Origin of the sequence: Maribacter sp., from assembly GCA_020629415.1 — a bacterium.
GTDB classification, from domain to species: domain Bacteria; phylum Bacteroidota; class Bacteroidia; order Flavobacteriales; family Flavobacteriaceae; genus Maribacter; species Maribacter huludaoensis.
Window position 1 is genome coordinate 73017 of record JAHDDL010000014.1, and the last position, 17336, is coordinate 90352.

The window sequence follows — 17336 nt, forward strand, 5'->3', positions numbered from 1 at the left end:
CTCAAATAGAAAAAGCCGTTCAGAAATGAACGGCTTTTTTATTTCATAAGGCTTCTTTTGCTAGTGAATTATACCTGCTGAGCCATGCTCACCGGGTATAAGTTTTAAAATCTTTTTAGGATGTAGCCCTTTTTCTTGTCTATGGGAAACAAAAATGATTGCGGTATCTGTTTCATTGGCAAATTTATTGACCAACGCAACCAATAACCTAGCGGATTTACTGTCCATATCTGCCGTTGGTTCATCCAAAATTAAAATTGGAGGTCTTTTGACCATGGCACGCGCCGTCATTACCAACCGTTGTTGACCCATGGATAAAGCGTTAAAATATTTATTTTTTACATCTTGTAAACCTAAAAGGTTCAGCCATTGATCAATGATTTTTTTTTGAACATCTGTAGGTATGGTATATAGCCCTACGGAGTCCGTTAAACCAGAAATGAGCATGTACTGTACAGATTGCCAGCCATGAAATTTAAGAGTCATTGCAGGTGCGTAGTAGCCTATTTTCTCTTTAATGTCCCAAACACTTTCTCCACTTCCTTTTTTGTTTCCGAACAAATAGATTTCCTGACCGTATGCTTTTGGGTTGTCACCGAATATCATGGAAAGCATGGTAGATTTACCACTACCGTTTGCACCAGAAAGCTGCCAGAAATCACCCTTCTTTACTGTCCAATTAATGTTGTTCAATATAGGCTTCTCACCATAGGAGACACTTACATCCTTAAAGTCTATTAAGGTATTCTTTAAATTGGTAAAAGATGTGGTAGATGCAGGAATATTGATGAAGTTGAAAGTTTCTGGGATGTCACTTTCATCAAGTGCCGAATCTTCAATTATCAAAAAATCATTTTTTTCTAAATAGCCAAAGTTGTTTATAAAGGGAAGTGTATCTTCTTTTCTACTTGCCAATTGAATGAAGGTAATGTCTTTTGCATGTTTTTTCAATATCGATTTTAATTCTTCTTGAAAAGCAAAGTCTAAATTTTCAAATGGATTGTCAAGAATTATATAATCTGGTTTTTCTGACAGTAAATAATGAAGTAGCGCTCTTTTCTGCTCCCCACTAGACATAGTTTCTAATTTTTGGTGCTCAGAGCTAAGAATTTTCTTGTCATACCTATCTTCATCTTCTATAAGCTTGTCTAAAGTCAATGCGGAAAATAGCAGTCCATTTTTAGGTTTGAACTCTTCTAAGGCCAAAGGTATTCTTCTGTGTTGAAAATCATTGATGAAGCCTTTTTTGTCAGAATTATTATCTAAATATATTACCCAATGATTCATTTATGTATTTATTCTAAAAATATGAACTTTGTTGTTATGGTAGGTGGTTGTAAAGTCTAAAAACATTCCGTTTTTTAAAGCAGTTTTTTGTGAGGGTATATTATCAATCTGTATAATTGAAATTAAACTTTTGGTCCATTCTTTTTGAAAGGCAATTTTCTTACACTTCTCAGCGGCTTCAAATGCAAAGCCTTGCCGCCAGTATTCTGGCAGTATGGAATAGCCTATTTCAAATTCCTTTTTACCATCTACTTCTTGTATGAGTACTCCACAAAGACCCACTAACGTATTGGAACCTTTTAAAAATAGCGCGTTCATACCACCTAAATTGTTATTATATCGCTCAAATATTCTGTCAAATTGTTGTTGGCAAGCTGCAATTGGATCTTTTGGTAATCCTGCCCAATATTGGCTACTTAAAGGTTCTTCGTGAAAGGGTAGCCAATTTTCAAAATCGAATGGTGTTACTTCTTTAAAAAGTAAGCGTTCAGATTCTTCATTGAATAATACGTACTTTGGCATTAAACGATATTAAATAAGAAAGTCGAAATTACTTTCTGCTAAAACTGATGCTGTCACCAATAGAAAGCCCCAATTCTTGTGCTAGGCCACCATTTATTTCTAGAACATATTTGATGGGAACCTGTGATGATAGACCGGTTTCGTTAAGTGGCTGTGCATTTTCTTGGAAACTAGCAATTTTTAAATCATCCTTTATGTAAATAATATCTAGAGGAAACTCTGTATTTTTCATATAAAAAGAATGCATTCTCTGGTCTGGGAATATAAATAACATCCCTTGATCTTCATCCATTCCTTTGCGGTACATGAGTCCCGTCTGTGTTTCGTAATCTGTTTCTGCAAACTCTATATTAAACTGACCCTTAATGGTGTCGGTCGTATTTAAAAAGATGGTTAAATCTCCTTCATGTGTAAAATCTATACTCTCTGTAGCAATCGTTTTTTTTGGTTCTTCTTTACAGGAGCAGACCAGTAACATTGTTGCCATTATGATAACTGTACTTTTATAGATAGTTCTCAACATTATGCAGTTTTAGTTTTTTTGAACATGAAATAAAAACCAATAAGAATAAATGGTATGCTCAACCATTGACCGGTTGACAATAGCCCTAAAGATTCTTCAAACCCACCTTGACTTTTCTTTACAAATTCTGCTAAGAAACGAACAGTCCATAACAACACAAAAAATAGACCGAACAGGTAACCGGGTTTATTCTTTTTATCAGTTTTCCAGTATAGAAAATATAGCAGTACAAAGATTAAAAGATAGCCTATACCTTCGTATAACTGTGCCGGATGACGGTAGGGTATCTCAGCTAAATATTGAGAAAATTGCGGGTTGTTCTCTATAGCTGCATAAGCGGCATTTACAGTTTTTTCCTGTGTAATACCCAGTGCCTTTGATGGATGTAAATCGTCTGAATCGCGAATAAATTTAGTAGCGAATATGAAATTTTCATCTACCACTTTACCATTTATTTCAGAGTTGAAAAAGTTACCTAAACGTACACAGAAACAGCCTATTGCCACAGGTATTGTCATTCTGTCGAATATCCAAAGCATATTAAACTCAGGGAATTTTCTGGTGTAAAGGTATGTACCAATTATAATACCTATGGTTGCCCCATGGCTTGCCAAACCGGCAAAACCTGTAAATTCATAACCATTAATTAAACCAAACAGTAAACTACCTGTATCACTTTCGCGAACAGGGATCAAAATTTCAATAAGGTGATTGGAATAATATGCCCAGTCATAAAAAAATACATGCCCTAATCTAGCCCCTAACATGGTACTTAAAACCGTATAAATGAAAAGCGAGTCTAGTTGCTCTACAGATTTTTTTTCGTTGAGGAATATCTTTTTCATAATAAACCAACCTAAAGCAAAGGCGGTTATCCAAAGTAGGTTGTAATACTTAATTTGTATGAACCCTATGTTGAAAAGTGTCTCGTTCGGATTCCAAGTAATTCCTAAGAAATGCATGTGTTGAATTTTGAAAGGCTAAGATAATAAAATAGAAATCTACCTAGGCTTTAGAATTGGGAAATCGGTTTTGCTCTTGGTTAAAAAAAGAATATAGAAAAGAGATAATAGAATATAGAATAGATGCTAGAAAAGAGAAAAACTTGGTTATTTGACTATGTCAAAGTTATTATCAACTGAACTTTTAAATTTAATTAGCTTTTTGTTTGAGTTTGAGTTTGCGATTGATTTTTGAACTTGAACTTGAACTTGAACTTAAACTTGAATTTTGTGTTTGTGTTTGTGTTTGAACTTGAATTAGGGAACAGGATCATAACCTTTACCTCCCCAAGGATTACAGCTAAAAATTCGTTTGGTAGCCATCCATCCACCTTTAAATAGCCCATGTTTTTTTAGTGCCTCAACCGTATAATGCGAGCAAGTAGGAGAGTATCTACAGGTAGCCGGCGTATACGGGGAAATTGCCGTTTGATAAAACCGGATTAAAAATATGAAGGGAGCAATAAGAATTTTTTTCAACGTGATCTTATTAATAAAATATTGATTCTTACAAATTTACTATAAAACGGCGAACTGCATAAAATAAGAAGTCCGGATGTATTGCATCCAGACTTCCAACAAAAATGGTTTCTGTTTAGGCGCCTATTCTTATGGGTTCTAGATGTTCGGCCTCTTCTTCGGAGTATATTCTGGATTTTATTAAAAACCGAAGTCCTAAAGGAATTTCCAAGGAAAAGCTTGATCCAATTCCTGGAACGACATCTACAGTCAATTGGGTATGTTTCCAATATTCAAACTGATCTCTGGACATATGAAAATCGCAACCTTCAATAGTGCCTAGCCAAACATCGTTATCATCGAGCATTAAATCACCCATTTCAAAACACATGGGCGAGGAGCCATCACAACAACCACCACTTTGATGAAACATAAGTTCACCGTGTTTCTCTTTTAGCTGTGCAATTACTTCTGCGGCTTTTTTAGTTACCAAAACTCTTTTTGTCTTCATCGTATTTCGTTTTTAAAAGAATCCCATTTTTTTCTTATCGTAAGAAATAAGCATGTTTTTGGTTTGGCGATAGTGTGCCAACATCATTTTATGGTTTTCTCTACCGATACCAGATTTTTTATAACCGCCAAAAGGAGCATGGGCAGGATATAAGTGGTAGCAATTTACCCAAACCCTTCCTGCTTTGATAGCTCTTGAAATCTTGTAGGCTTGGTGGGTGTCACGGGTCCAAACGCCTGCGCCAAGACCATACAGCGTATCATTCGCAATTTCTATAGCTTCGGCTTCATCTTTAAAGGTGGTAACACAAAGAACGGGACCAAAAATTTCTTCTTGAAAGACCCTCATTTTATTATTTCCTTTTAATATGGTCGGCTCTACGTAATAACCGCCTTCCAAGCCTTCATTATATGCCTGAGAACCACCAGTAAGCACTTCGCAACCCTCTTCTTTACCTATTTTAATATAACTAAGAATTTTTTCGAACTGGTCGTTAGATGCTTGAGCGCCCATCATGGTGTTTGGGTCCAACGGGTGTCCCATTTTAATAGCCTTGGTTCTCTCTATTACGCGTTCTATAAATTTATCATATATGCTTTCTTGAACCAGCATCCTAGAGGGGCAGGTACAAACCTCGCCTTGGTTCAAGGCGAACATATTTGCGCCTTCCAGACATTTGTCAAAGAATTCATCATCGGCATCCATGATACTTTCAAAGAATATGTTGGGAGATTTACCACCTAGCTCAAGCGTAACGGGTGTAATGTTTTTAGAGGCATATTGCATTATCAATTGCCCGGTGGTCGTTTCACCGGTAAAGGCTATTTTGTCTATTCTAGGGCTAGATGCCAATGGTTTACCAGCTTCTGCACCAAAACCGTTTACAATATTTAGCACTCCGTCAGGTAAAATTCCTTCAATGATTTCCATTAAAATTAATATTCCTACCGGCGTCTGTTCTGCTGGTTTTAATACTACACAATTACCTGCGGCCAAAGCAGGAGCTAGTTTCCAGGTTGCCATTAGTAAAGGGAAATTCCAAGGAATTATTTGACCAACGACGCCTAATGGTTCCGTAACGTTCAATGCCACGGTATTAGAATCCAATTCACTGACCGAGCCTTCTTCTGCCCTGATAACACCTGCAAAATATCTAAAATGGTCTACAGCCAAAGGTAAATCTGCGGCACGTGTTTCGCGTATGGCCTTACCGTTGTCCCAAGTTTCAGCCCTGGCAAGAACTTCTAGATTTTGCTCTATTTTATCGGCAATTTTTAAAAGCATATTGCTTCTTTCTGTTGCTGAGGAAGAATTCCATGATGGTGCCGCTTCCCAAGCCGCATCAATAGCCTTTTCTATATCTTCAGATGTTGATCTTGGTATTTTTGTAAAAGATTTACCGTCTACGGGAGAGATATTTTCAAAATATTCACCCTTGCTTGGTGCAACCCATTTACCTCCAATAAAATTTTCATACTGGTTTTTAAACTTGGGTTTTTGAAGTACATCTTTTTCTGCAGTTGCTGTTGTGCTCATAATATAGGATTTAAGTTAATAATAGAAGTCTAATCGCTTTTGGTTTGTAAATACGATATTCTAAATGTACTTCTCATCATTTCAAATCATCTGACGAATACTACGAATAATGTGAACTATTCTATCAATAATTGATTTTATGATTTTTTTAAGCATATAATTTTGTAAATTCCTTAAAATTAAAGGGGTAGTATTGTGATTCGGTTAACTGATAATTTTTTTAATGGAAGGCGATTGGAGACTATGGTGGAGAACCAGACCTCTTATACGTTGAACAATGCCGCTATGCACGTTTTTGAAACACATGAGAAAGCGGCAAGTGTATTATTACAATTTGAGCAACCTGTTTTGGCAAGTATGATACAGGGAAAGAAAATTATGCACCTAAGGGATTATGAATCTTTCGATTTTTTACCTGGTGAGTCTTTGGTTTTGCCCGCAAATGAAGGAATGTGTATAGATTTTCCTGAAGCTATGGCAAAGAATCCTACCAGATGTCTGGCAATGGCTATTTCTGAAGATAAGATTAACAAGGTGCTACAGTTTATGAATGAAAATATGCCAAAAAGTACGAGAGAGGCGTGGGGATTAATGGACTATAATTTTCACTTTGTAAACGACAGGGGTATCTATCAAATTATACAACGTCTTTTGTTTCTTTTTTCCGAAGACCATCCATCCAAAGATCTATTTGTGGATAATATGTTGCGCGAGCTAATTATTCGCATTTTACAGACAAACGAGCGTAAAATTTATAGTAACGCAACATTAACTATAAAGAAGGAAAGTAGGCTTACCGAGGTTATCCGTTTTATAAGGGATAATCTACATAAATCATTAAGTGTAGATAGTCTTAGTAAAATAGCCTGTATGAGTCCGTCGCATTTTTATAGAACCTTTAAGCTGGAACTTGGTATATCTCCGGTAGAATTTATAAATAACGAACGCATAAAATTAGCGGTAGGCTTATTGCAAGATCCTAAACGTAGTATTAAAGATGTATATCTAGATTGTGGGTTTGAAAGTAGGTCTTACTTCAATAGAGTATTTAAAACTAGACAGCATTTAGCTCCTGGTGAATACCAGTCTAAAATTCACAAATCTAAATTTTTGGATTAAAGGCTATATGTAGTCCCTTCTTTACCGTCTTTTAATTGAATACCCAGCGCTGCCAATTGATCACGTATTTGATCGGATGTGGCAAAATCTCTATTCTCTCTTGCTGCTTTGCGCAACTCGATCAACAATTCAACAACTCCACCTAGCTTTTCGGTATCGGCATCAGAACTACTTTTGTTTTCTAGACCTAAAACATCAAAAACGAAGCCATGTAATGTGTTTTCTAATTCTAGTTTGTCTTCTACGGTAATAGATTCACTACCTTCTTTGATAAGATTAATGTGTTTAACGGCATCAAACAATTTCGCAATTAAGATGGGCGAATTAAAATCATCGTTCATGGCAGCATAACAAGAAGCTTTCCAAGCTGCAATATCAAAATCGGTAGTTTTGCCGGTGCTCAAAGATTTAAGGGAATTGATGGCTTCCATCAATTTGTTGAAACCTTTTTCAGATGCCAATAAGGCATCATTGCTCATATCTAAAATGCTGGTGTAATGTGCCTGCATCATAAAGAAACGAACCATTGAAGGGGAAAAGGGCTTACTTAAAATTTCGTTTTCACCAGAAAATATTTCTCCTGGAAGAATACTGTTTCCGGTAGATTTAGCCATTTTTCTTCCGTTCAATGTTAGCATATTGGCATGTAGCCAATAATTTACAGGACTTTGGCCATTGCAAGCCTCTGCCTGTGCAATTTCACATTCATGGTGGGGAAATTTAAGGTCCATTCCGCCTCCGTGAATATCAAATGTTTCGCCTAAATATTTTGTGCTCATGGCAGTACACTCTAAGTGCCACCCAGGGAATCCATCGCCCCAAGGTGATGGCCAGCGCATAATATGCTGTGGTTCCGCTTTCTTCCACAAAGCAAAATCTTGTGGATTGTGTTTGTCGTCTTGCGCGGTAAGATCACGTGTATTGGCGATCATATCTTCAAGCTTTCGCCCGCTTAATTTACCGTACTCATGTTCTTGGTTAAACTTTGCAACATCAAAATATACAGAGCCATTGGTTTCATAGGCAAATCCTTTCTCAAGAATATCCTTAATTATTTCAATCTGTTCTATAATATGACCGGTTGCCGTAGGCTCAATACTTGGAGGTAAGAAATTAAATTTCTCCAAGATATTATGGAAATCTACAGTATAACGCTGTACCACCTCCATAGGCTCCAATTTTTCTAATCGTGCCTTTTTTGCAATTTTATCCTCACCATCTTCCGCGTCATCTACTAAATGACCTGCGTCTGTAATGTTACGTACGTATCTTACTTTATAACCAAGATGTCTAAAGTATCTGAAAATCATATCAAAAGACATGAAAGTTCGGCAGTTTCCTAAATGTACATTGCTATACACGGTTGGTCCACAAACATACATGCCTATATGGCCCTCGTTTATGGGTTTGAAAACTTCTTTCTTTCCGGTTAGGGAATTATATACTTTTATTTCTTGACTTTCGTACAATTGCATGAAGCTATATGCTATTAAAAATGGGTATCTAAATTAAGGTAGTTCAAAAACTCGCGACGTACCAATTCTTCTTTGAATTTACCGCCATATTCTGCTGTTACGGTGCTACTGTCAATATCGCGAATTCCTCTAGAATTTACACAAAGATGTTTTGCATCTATAACACAGGCAACATCTTCTGTACCTAAAGCTTTTTGTAATTCTCTTACGATTTGAATGTTCAATCTTTCTTGAACCTGAGGACGTTTAGCGTAATAATCAACTATACGGTTCATTTTGGACAAGCCTACTACGGTACCGTTAGATATATAGGCAACATGGGCGCGACCTACAATTGGTAGTAAATGATGTTCGCAAGTAGAATATAATGTGATGTTCTTCTCAACCAACATTTCACCGTACTTGTACTTGTTGTCAAATGTAGAAGCTTTGGGCTTTCTTGCAGGGTTTAAGCCACCGAATATTTCGTTGACATACATTTTAGCAACTCTGTTAGGAGTTCCTTTTAGGCTGTCATCGGTTAAATCCAAACCTAACGTAAGCATGATATCGCGTACATTTTCGCGAATGCGTTCAATCTTTTCGGCATCATCCAAATCAAAAGCATCTGAACGTAATGGAGTGTCTTCTGATGTAGAAATATGATCATTTCCCAATTCATCAAATTGATCTTCCAGTGTATCCTCAATTTTCATTTTATCAATCTTTTAGAAGCTGCAAAGATATACAATATGTGCCACTTTATAACTCATTACGGGCATTACACAACATAAATTAGCCATAACGTGATGGTCTGGTTAATTTTATTTTTCCAAATCAGAAGTTCCCTATGACCAAGTACGGTATATCTTTCTTGTTTATATGTTTTTTTGGCATATTCACTTGCTTTGCCCAAGTAGCGGCAGACTGCGCCAATGCCGTACCTATTTGTTACAACACTCCGGTAAATGGAGGTACAAATGGGTACGGAATAGATGATTTTAACGGTGCTACTATTTCTGGCTGTATAACCCAAGGTAGCGGCACTATTGAAACAAATTCTGCTTGGTATAAATTTAAAGTTGGTGAAATAGGTCAACTTGGCTTCAATATAGGTTTTGATTCTAGTGAAGATTGGGATTTTGCCTTATACAGAACAAGTGACTGTACTTCATTAGGTGAGCCTATTAGATGTAATTATTTTGATAATTCTGATGATAGTCGTTTTATAGGGGTAGGTGAGGACCCTACAGGTATTGCCAATATACAATATGATGATTGGTTAGATGTAGAGCCAGGAGAGGAATACCTCTTAATGATCAATAACTTTAGTAACAATAACTCAGGATTTTCAATTCAGTTTTCAGGTAACATATTTGTTGAATTCCCTAATACTGCCTTAGATTGTAATATAATAGATAATCTATTGGGACCTCCTGTTATTGCTTGTGATAATGAAACTGTAGTCTTGGATGCTACAACTGTTGATGCGGAAGACTATGAATGGTATTTAGATGCCGGCACAGGCTATCAACTTATACCAGGTGAAACTAATGCGCAACTTTCTACAGCAGTTTCTGGGATGTACCGTGTTTTGGTAATTAGACCATTGGAAAATAATTTAATTAGCGAAACCCAAGTGGCCTATGCGCCTTCTCCAGAAACTTTTCCTTTAGAAGATGAAACTGCTTGTTTAGATGGTACGGCTATAGATTTTAATGCAAAAGATGCAGAGGCCTTAGGTGCTCAGAGTTCGCTAGATTTTAGGGTATCTTATCATGAAAGTTTTGAAGATGCTTTTGATGGTGCCAATGCACTTTCAAAAGAATTTATACCTACAGAAGTTGCCCAAACAATATATGTAAGAACTACATCAATAGAAAACTCTATGTGTTTTGATGCTTCTGAAACTTTTGAGGTAAACGGAATTGAATTGCCTGTTTTGGATTTTGAAACAGAAGTGTTCATATGTGGTGATGAGCCAATTGCAACTATTGGGCAGCGAATTCCAGATAATGATTTTATGTATGAATGGAGCTCCGGCCACACATCTTCATTGATTACGGTTTCAGAGCCCGGTGTTTACACTTTATCGGTAACGAACAAAGAAGGGTTGATTCAGTGTATTACCGTACGTTCCGTTACAGTTGTATTTTCTAGTCCGCCTGTAATTTCAGATATTACGATAGAGTACGAAGATGATGCCTCTAACGTAGTTAATGTCAGTTTAGAGGAAAACGGTGATTTTGAGTTTCAAGTTGATAATGGAACACCTCAGGACAGCGGGGTTTTTAATAATCTGTTCCCTGGGGAGCATACCGTTACCGTAAGTGATGTAAATGGTTGTGGTTCTGATACTAGAGATTTTGTAGTTGTTGGTTTTCCTAAGTTTTTTACGCCCAACGGTGATAATGTAAATGATACCTGGGAAGTAGACGGATTATCGGTTTTAGATAATCCTGTAATTACTATTTTTGATCGATATGGCAAGTTGCTTTATAGAATAGTCGAAAATTCCCCTGGTTGGGACGGTACTTTTAATGGCACATTATTGCCCGAGTCTGACTATTGGTTCAAGCTTACCTATACCAATTCTCTTGGAGAGGATACCAGTGCTTCGTTCATAAATAATCATTTTACATTAAAGCGCTAACCCTGCTTTTTAGGCTTGAAGAGTGCATTTTATCGATTAAACGCAAGAATATCCGTTGTAAGATACTAAAGCAAGTCATGTGTAGTTATAATATACATCACGTATACTAACTTAGTTACACTTTTATGAGAACACTTTTTTGTTCTATATGCTGTTTATTTCTTTTCTATTGGAATGTAACCGCGCAGAATTCAGCCGATTGTAGAACGGCAATTCCTGTTTGTGCCGATCAACCTATAATGGGTCTGGCGGGTGGAACTGGTGATGTAGATGATTTTAACCCAGAGGTAATATTACAAACCGGGTGTCTTGAAAAGGGTAGTCTTTCTTCCGCGAATATTGAATTTAATACTTCTTGGTTTGTCTTTAGGGCAGGTACGGGTGGTCAGGTCGGTTTTGATATTGAAGCTTTGCCTTCATCTGGATCTACACCAACTGCTGAATGGGATTTTGCCGTTTATGGACCAGATGTTGATTGTGTGGATATCAGCAACGGTACGGCACAGCCAATACGTTGTAATTATGAAGTAAACGATACAAATTTTACAGGGCTTGGCGTAAACCCGCAAAATGGGGAAGAGGGGCGTGCACCGTTAACGGGTAGTCAAAATACATATGATGCGTATTTGGATGTTCAACCCGGAGAGATTTATTACATCTTAATAAATAATTTTGCAGATAACTTTACGGGTGATCCTGAGCCTTTTATGCTGACCTTTACAGGTAGTTCTGTAAATGATGATCAAGATACAGCTTTGGATTGTACTTTAAGAGATGAATTTTTAGGTTTGGATATTGTAGCTTGTGAAGGTGATGATCCTATTACTATTAGTGCGTTGAATTCACCTGCAGGAGCAGATATTGCAAGTGTGGAATGGACTGTGGATTATGAAGATGACGGCATAGTTGACGATATGCTTACGGGTACCGGTGATTTTGGTGCGGAATTGGTAGTTGAAAGCCCAAATACAGGTCGCTATTTTGCTTCCATTACCACAACAAGTGGTTCGCCTCCAACTGTGGCAGATGAAAGCGGAGTTTTAATAACATTTTTTGGAATACCAATTCTAGAACGCGTAGAAACATTGGATACCAATCTTTCAATTGATCCAGATCAAAATAATATTGAGTTTTTTGTACAGGGAGACGGTGATTATGAATATGCTATAAATAACGGTGAGTTTCAAGATAGTTCCGTTTTTAGAAATGTACCTCCGGGATTGAATACGGTAATCATAAATGATAAGAACGGATGTGGAATAACGGAACCAATTGAATTTTTGGTAGTAGGGTATCCAAAGTTTTTTACCCCTAACGGTGATAATATAAACGATACTTGGAATATTCTAGGTATAGAGACTTTGATTGATCCTGTTGTATTTATTTTTGATAGATACGGTAAACTTTTAAAACAATTAGGACCTACGGATACGTGGGACGGTAATTTTAACGGACAGCAAATGCCATCTACAGATTATTGGTTCAGGTTTGAGTATGGTGAAAGGGAGGATGATATGGTAGTGGCTAAAACACGAAAAACACATTTTTCATTAAAAAGATAAACGAAAAAAGGGAGCTTCATGCTCCCTTTTTTTTATGTAATTTTTTTATTTCTTAAAAATTGATCGTATAGCTTAAAGTGGCGTTGGTGATTGTTCTATCAATCATTGCGGGTGTTGTAATACCGGCATTAAATAATCTTTCGCTTACATCTTGTTGAGAACGACTAAGTGAAAAATCTAATTTACTACCACCAAAATTATAACCAATTCCACCAGAAATAGCATCTAAATCACCAATCGTGTTGTCATTTGTATAAGGGCTCTGTTCAAAACGATAGCCCGCTCTTAAACTTACTTGCTGAATTCTGTACTCGCCACCAATTCTAAAAGTAGATACGGCGCCAAGGCTACTGGCAATTTCTGAGTTTACAGTTTGAAAGCTAAAATCATTTGTTGGGCGTAATTCCGATTGTGAAAAATCTTGATACCCATAATCGAAACTTAATAAACCGTCTTTTGCAAATATTACGGCTAAACTACCTGTAAGCTTGCTGGGTGTTTTAACCGTGTATTCTTCGAAAAGGTTTACAATCGTAAAGTTGATGAAATTAATATCTTCATGTACATCTGGGTGATCTGTGTTAATACGTTGAGAAGTATTATCCTCTAAACGGTACCATGTAGGTGATTGGTAGCTGCCACCTAATCTTACATTATCGTTTAATTTAGCAATTGCACCTAAAGTAAATGAGAATCCATTACCTTCAGTTTCTAAATAATTATCAAAAGTAGTTCTGGTAATTCCAGAATTTGGCTCGTAACCATCTTCGGAAAATTGATCATATTGAGTATATAGAACACTGTGAAAATTTAAAGAAGCCCCCAAATAAATGTTCTCTTTGTATTGCGAAGCTGCATTGACTGTAAATTTACTGTTGTAACCAGTAGTTCTTCTTAAAAAATCTTGATTGACAAAATCATAAATTGAATTACTACGATAATCAGTATTGTTATTATCTTCAATTTCTGGAGCGATAATTCTACTGTAATAGCCTAAAAATGTTTGTTGGTCTCTAAAACCTTGAACTGCTCCAATATCACGATATGCTTCTTCTAAAAATTCACCATCTTGTAATAAAATAGACCCAAATGGTGTGCCGCCTGCATATTCCAGAAAATAGGTATCAATACCTTCTGTTGCACTTCCTGAAACATAATATTCGTTATCGAAATTGTTCAACAAATCATAATTGAAAGCTAAAGTAAATTTCTTCCAGTCAGAATTACTATCGGTGTTTTTAAAAACAAATGCACCACCTATTTGATTTAGCTCAATGTCATTATTCTTGGTTATTAAGGCATCGCCAAAGTACCGGGCATCATTATATGTATGGTAATTTGATCCTGAAATGGTGAAAAGACTATTATTGAATACCGCTGAACCAGCAGGGTTAATGTTTAAGGACGATAGGTCTCCGCCAAGGGCGCCAAACGCTCCGCCCATTGCTTGAAATCGGGCCGTACCTTGAAGGTTTTCTGTACCGTAACGTAAAACTTCATTTATGTTCTGTGCGCTACCAATGGCACATACTATTAAGGCTACGAAAGTTATATATTTTTTCATATCAATATTTCAATTACAATAAATGTTCAATTTTAGTTTCTTCTACCGCCACTTCTTGAGGATCCAGAAGATCTAGATGAAGACCCGCTACTTGAACTTCTTGAGCTGCCTCCAGAACTTCTATATGAACTATTACCAGAGCTACTTCTGCCAGAGCTATAGCTGCTGCTTCTAGAACTACTTCTGCCAGAGCTGTAATTACTACTTCTAGAACTACTACCTGAACTACGGTAAGACCTACCGCTTGAACCGGTTGAGCTTCTGCCAGAAGAATAACTCCTAGAGCTGCTGCCAGAGTTTCTGTAAGTTGAGGTTCTTGGTACCGCGACCCTACTGCTAGAACTTGATGTTCTAGGGCCGGTACTATATCTGCTACTATAATTTCTTGAAGAACTACTGCTGTACCTAGGGGTAGCTCTAGTACTTCTACTGGTTCTATATGCTCTATTTTGGTCAACACCAACAGTTCTTCTACTTGTAGAATTGCCGGAATACGTTCTTGAGCTACGTGTATTGGCAGAACTTCTGGCTGTTGTTGATCTACCGGTCGTAGTTCTATACCTAGACGAATTACCTCTTGTGTTTATATTGGAACGGCCTCTTGCCGCTGTAGAAGAAAGTCCGCTATTGTTAACGGTCTGTCTTGTGTAATTGCCTCTTCTGGAATTGTTAACGGCATACCGTCTATTGGAATATCTATTGTTATTGCGAAAATATCTGTTACCGTAACCATAACCATACGCATATCCGAAGTTGTTACCATAAAAAGGCCTGTTCCAACCGTATCCCCAGTTGTTCCATCCAAAACCACCATAGCCCCAGTTGTTCCATCCAAAACCACCATAGCCCCAGTTGTTCCATCCAAAACCGAATCCGCCATAACCCCAGTTGTTCCATCTGTTCCAGCCCCAAGGTTGTCCCCATCCTACTCCATAAAATCCGGGATAACCTACATTGTTCCAGCCCCATCCATAAAGATTGCCATAACCCCAATTGTTCCAACCATTATTATGAATGTAAATACTCACGTCAGAATTGTTACTGCCCCAGCTACCATAGCCTTCATAGTCATTTGCATTGGCATAATAGTCTGTCAATTGGTCTTCATGAACTTCGGCATCAAGATTGTTGCTGGAATAAGAATCTACATCGGTAAATATTTCATCATCTAGAATTTCACCATACTGACTGGCTTTTTCGCCAAAATAATTGGTATAGGTGTCAGATTCAGAACTTACTTCTGTATTCTTTCTTTGTTCTGGTCTTCTTTCTACGGTAGCTGGTACTTCATCAGAATAAATACCATCATTGTCATAATAAGAAGATTGCTGGTATGATCCACAGGAAGTTATGAAAACGGTCAGGGTCACCAACATTGAAATGTTGCGAAGTTTGTTGTGGGGTAGCGAATATATCATCGGATCAAAATTATATTGTTGAACATATTAAAAATAACTAGTTTTACTCAATTATTATATAGTAATATTCACAATATTTGTGCCAAAGTCCAGATAATGAGTAAAAATTTGACGAAGAGAAGCGAGGATTATTCCAAATGGTATAATGAATTAGTAGTTAAGGCAGACTTAGCCGAAAACTCTGGTGTAAGGGGTTGTATGGTTATTAAGCCGTATGGCTACGGAATTTGGGAGAAAATGCAAGCTGGTTTAGATAAAATGTTTAAAGAGACTGGTCATGAAAATGCCTACTTTCCATTATTTATACCAAAATCATATTTAAGTAAAGAGGCAAGCCATGTTGAAGGATTTGCCAAAGAATGTGCGGTTGTAACGCACTATAGATTGAAAAACGCGGAAGACGGAAGCGGAATTATAGTAGATCCAGAAGCAAAATTGGAGGAGGAGCTAATTGTTAGGCCAACTTCTGAAACTATTATTTGGGATACCTATAAAAAGTGGATACAGTCTTACAGGGATTTACCGTTACTTATTAATCAATGGGCAAATGTTGTGCGCTGGGAAATGCGTACTAGATTGTTTTTGAGAACTGCAGAGTTTTTATGGCAAGAAGGGCATACGGCACATGCCACGGAAAAAGAGGCAATTGCAGAGGCCGAACAAATGATGAACGTTTATGCGGATTTTGCCGAAAACCATATGGCAGTACCTGTCATAAAAGGTACCAAGACAGAAAGTGAACGTTTTGCGGGTGCAATTGAAACGTATTGTATTGAGGCTTTAATGCAAGATGGTAAGGCTTTACAAGCTGGTACTTCTCACTTTTTGGGCCAAAATTTTGCAAAAGCCTTTGATGTGAAATTTGCGACAAAAGAAGGGGGTAAAGAACATGTTTGGGCAACTTCTTGGGGAGTATCGACAAGATTGATGGGGGCGTTGATCATGACCCATAGTGATGATAATGGATTAGTGATTCCACCAAAATTGGCACCTATTCAAGTGGTCATCGTACCTATTTATAAAGGATTGGACCAATTGGACAAAATTTCAGAAACGGTTAATCCTCTTGTAAAAGAATTGCGTGCTAAAGGTATATCCGTAAAATTTGATAATAGAGATACACACAAGCCCGGTTTTAAGTTCAATGAATACGAATTGCGTGGAGTGCCGGTAAGGTTGGCCATAGGACCAAGAGATCTTGAAAATGGCACGTATGAATTGGCGAGAAGAGATACGTTGCAAAAAGAAACTGTAGCCGCCACTGATGTTGTTGCCAAAATTGAATTTTTAATGGACGATATTCAAAAGAATATGTACCAGAAAGCACTTGATTATAGAAATAGCCATATAACTGAAGTGGATTCTTATGAAGAATTTAAAAAAGTTTTAAAAGAAAAAGGCGGATTTATTTCTGCACATTGGGACGGTAGTAAGGAAACAGAAGAACGAGTTAAAAACGAGACAAAGGCAACAATACGTTGTATTCCCATTGATGCAAAACAGGAAGAAGGTACTTGTATGGTAACCGGTAAACCTTCTAATAAAAGAGTATTATTTGCTAAAGCGTATTAATTTTTTCAAAAAAATATAAAGAGGTGTTGCGATAGTGAAAAATATTTGTATTTTTGCATCCGCAATTGCGCAAAGTATGGTCCGTTCGTCTAGGGGTTAGGACGCCAGGTTTTCATCCTGGTAACAGGGGTTCGATTCCCCTACGGACTACAAAA

The 17336-nt window shown here is 37.2% G+C and carries 15 protein-coding genes and 1 tRNA gene; 5 read left to right on the top strand and 11 right to left on the bottom strand.

Annotation, left to right across the window (positions count from 1 at the left end; all coding sequences use genetic code 11):
* Nucleotides 1-60: 60 nt before the first annotated feature.
* From QZ657_RS07790 to QZ657_RS07820, 7 genes are all read right to left on the bottom strand, one after another.
* Nucleotides 61-1287 (bottom strand): ATP-binding cassette domain-containing protein, encoded by a 1227-nt coding sequence (locus QZ657_RS07790; RefSeq protein WP_291966051.1) that lies wholly within the window; start codon nucleotides 1285-1287, stop codon nucleotides 61-63.
* Nucleotides 1288-1809 carry a GNAT family N-acetyltransferase gene (locus tag QZ657_RS07795; RefSeq protein ID WP_291963323.1) on the bottom strand — a complete coding sequence of 174 codons (522 nt, stop codon included), beginning with the start codon at nucleotides 1807-1809 and terminating at the stop codon, nucleotides 1288-1290. It lies immediately after the preceding gene.
* Nucleotides 1810-1837: 28 nt separating this feature from the next.
* Complete coding sequence (locus QZ657_RS07800) at nucleotides 1838-2332, bottom strand: DUF192 domain-containing protein (RefSeq protein ID WP_291966053.1); 495 nt, start codon at nucleotides 2330-2332, stop codon at nucleotides 1838-1840.
* Nucleotides 2332-3294: a prolipoprotein diacylglyceryl transferase gene (gene lgt, locus QZ657_RS07805; RefSeq protein WP_291966055.1), complete on the bottom strand. Its 963-nt coding sequence runs from the start codon at nucleotides 3292-3294 to the stop codon at nucleotides 2332-2334. The genes QZ657_RS07800 and lgt overlap by 1 nt, the downstream gene beginning before the upstream one ends.
* Before the next feature lie 297 nt (nucleotides 3295-3591).
* On the bottom strand, nucleotides 3592-3813 hold the full coding sequence (gene yidD / locus QZ657_RS07810) for a membrane protein insertion efficiency factor YidD (protein ID WP_276471781.1): 222 nt from the start codon (nucleotides 3811-3813) through the stop codon (nucleotides 3592-3594).
* Between the two features lie 115 nt (nucleotides 3814-3928).
* A complete protein-coding gene (locus QZ657_RS07815; RefSeq protein ID WP_291966058.1) occupies nucleotides 3929-4303 on the bottom strand; it encodes a DUF779 domain-containing protein in 375 nt (124 codons plus the stop codon).
* A gap of 12 nt (nucleotides 4304-4315) precedes the next feature.
* Entirely contained in the window at nucleotides 4316-5839 is a 1524-nt protein-coding gene (locus QZ657_RS07820; RefSeq protein ID WP_291966060.1) for an aldehyde dehydrogenase family protein, read from the bottom strand.
* A gap of 243 nt (nucleotides 5840-6082) precedes the next feature.
* Here QZ657_RS07820 and QZ657_RS07825 point away from each other — a divergent pair, with 243 nt between their 5' ends.
* On the top strand, nucleotides 6083-6958 hold the full coding sequence (locus QZ657_RS07825; RefSeq protein ID WP_291966075.1) for an AraC family transcriptional regulator: 876 nt from the start codon (nucleotides 6083-6085) through the stop codon (nucleotides 6956-6958).
* Here QZ657_RS07825 and cysS read toward each other — a convergent pair.
* Together cysS and folE are read right to left on the bottom strand one after the other, a co-directional pair.
* On the bottom strand, nucleotides 6955-8433 hold the full coding sequence (cysS, locus tag QZ657_RS07830; RefSeq protein WP_291966062.1) for a cysteine--tRNA ligase: 1479 nt from the start codon (nucleotides 8431-8433) through the stop codon (nucleotides 6955-6957). The two genes, QZ657_RS07825 and cysS, sit on opposite strands and share 4 nt — an antisense overlap.
* A 14-nt stretch (nucleotides 8434-8447) precedes the next feature.
* Nucleotides 8448-9128: a GTP cyclohydrolase I FolE gene (folE, locus tag QZ657_RS07835; RefSeq protein ID WP_276471786.1), complete on the bottom strand. Its 681-nt coding sequence runs from the start codon at nucleotides 9126-9128 to the stop codon at nucleotides 8448-8450.
* Between the two features lie 134 nt (nucleotides 9129-9262).
* Here folE and QZ657_RS07840 point away from each other — a divergent pair, with 134 nt between their 5' ends.
* Both QZ657_RS07840 and QZ657_RS07845 read left to right on the top strand, forming a co-directional pair.
* Nucleotides 9263-11065 carry a T9SS type B sorting domain-containing protein gene (locus QZ657_RS07840; protein ID WP_291966063.1) on the top strand — a complete coding sequence of 601 codons (1803 nt, stop codon included), beginning with the start codon at nucleotides 9263-9265 and terminating at the stop codon, nucleotides 11063-11065.
* Nucleotides 11066-11190: 125 nt separating this feature from the next.
* A complete protein-coding gene (locus QZ657_RS07845; RefSeq protein ID WP_291966065.1) occupies nucleotides 11191-12627 on the top strand; it encodes a T9SS type B sorting domain-containing protein in 1437 nt (478 codons plus the stop codon).
* 52 nt (nucleotides 12628-12679) lie between these two features.
* Here the strand turns inward: QZ657_RS07845 and QZ657_RS07850 are convergent, their stop codons facing one another.
* Both QZ657_RS07850 and QZ657_RS07855 read right to left on the bottom strand, forming a co-directional pair.
* Nucleotides 12680-14191: an OmpP1/FadL family transporter gene (locus tag QZ657_RS07850; protein WP_291966067.1), complete on the bottom strand. Its 1512-nt coding sequence runs from the start codon at nucleotides 14189-14191 to the stop codon at nucleotides 12680-12682.
* 32 nt (nucleotides 14192-14223) lie between these two features.
* The gene (locus tag QZ657_RS07855) at nucleotides 14224-15609 is read right to left on the bottom strand and encodes a hypothetical protein (protein WP_291966068.1); all 1386 of its coding nucleotides are present in this window, start codon (nucleotides 15607-15609) and stop codon (nucleotides 14224-14226) included.
* A 96-nt stretch (nucleotides 15610-15705) separates the two neighbouring features.
* On the opposite strand from QZ657_RS07855, the gene proS reads away from it, so the two are divergent.
* Together proS and QZ657_RS07865 are read left to right on the top strand one after the other, a co-directional pair.
* Nucleotides 15706-17181 (top strand): proline--tRNA ligase, encoded by a 1476-nt coding sequence (gene proS / locus QZ657_RS07860; RefSeq protein ID WP_291961209.1) that lies wholly within the window; start codon nucleotides 15706-15708, stop codon nucleotides 17179-17181.
* Between the two features lie 78 nt (nucleotides 17182-17259).
* Nucleotides 17260-17331 (top strand) — tRNA-Glu (locus QZ657_RS07865).
* Nucleotides 17332-17336 lie beyond the last annotated feature (5 nt).

What these genes read in the sequence shown, in the direction of transcription:
- QZ657_RS07790 (WP_291966051.1), bottom strand. Translation starts at nt 1,287, where the DNA reads ATGAATCATTGGGTAATATATTTAGATAATAATTCTGACAAAAAAGGC.
- QZ657_RS07795 (WP_291963323.1), bottom strand. Translation starts at nt 1,809, where the DNA reads ATGCCAAAGTACGTATTATTCAATGAAGAATCTGAACGCTTACTTTTT.
- QZ657_RS07800 (WP_291966053.1), bottom strand. Translation starts at nt 2,332, where the DNA reads ATGTTGAGAACTATCTATAAAAGTACAGTTATCATAATGGCAACAATG.
- lgt (WP_291966055.1), bottom strand. Translation starts at nt 3,294, where the DNA reads ATGCATTTCTTAGGAATTACTTGGAATCCGAACGAGACACTTTTCAAC.
- QZ657_RS07815 (WP_291966058.1), bottom strand. Translation starts at nt 4,303, where the DNA reads ATGAAGACAAAAAGAGTTTTGGTAACTAAAAAAGCCGCAGAAGTAATT.
- QZ657_RS07820 (WP_291966060.1), bottom strand. Translation starts at nt 5,839, where the DNA reads ATGAGCACAACAGCAACTGCAGAAAAAGATGTACTTCAAAAACCCAAG.
- QZ657_RS07825 (WP_291966075.1), top strand. Translation starts at nt 6,083, where the DNA reads ATGGTGGAGAACCAGACCTCTTATACGTTGAACAATGCCGCTATGCAC.
- cysS (WP_291966062.1), bottom strand. Translation starts at nt 8,433, where the DNA reads ATGCAATTGTACGAAAGTCAAGAAATAAAAGTATATAATTCCCTAACC.
- folE (WP_276471786.1), bottom strand. Translation starts at nt 9,128, where the DNA reads ATGAAAATTGAGGATACACTGGAAGATCAATTTGATGAATTGGGAAAT.
- QZ657_RS07840 (WP_291966063.1), top strand. Translation starts at nt 9,263, where the DNA reads ATGACCAAGTACGGTATATCTTTCTTGTTTATATGTTTTTTTGGCATA.
- QZ657_RS07845 (WP_291966065.1), top strand. Translation starts at nt 11,191, where the DNA reads ATGAGAACACTTTTTTGTTCTATATGCTGTTTATTTCTTTTCTATTGG.
- QZ657_RS07850 (WP_291966067.1), bottom strand. Translation starts at nt 14,191, where the DNA reads ATGAAAAAATATATAACTTTCGTAGCCTTAATAGTATGTGCCATTGGT.
- QZ657_RS07855 (WP_291966068.1), bottom strand. Translation starts at nt 15,609, where the DNA reads ATGATATATTCGCTACCCCACAACAAACTTCGCAACATTTCAATGTTG.
- proS (WP_291961209.1), top strand. Translation starts at nt 15,706, where the DNA reads ATGAGTAAAAATTTGACGAAGAGAAGCGAGGATTATTCCAAATGGTAT.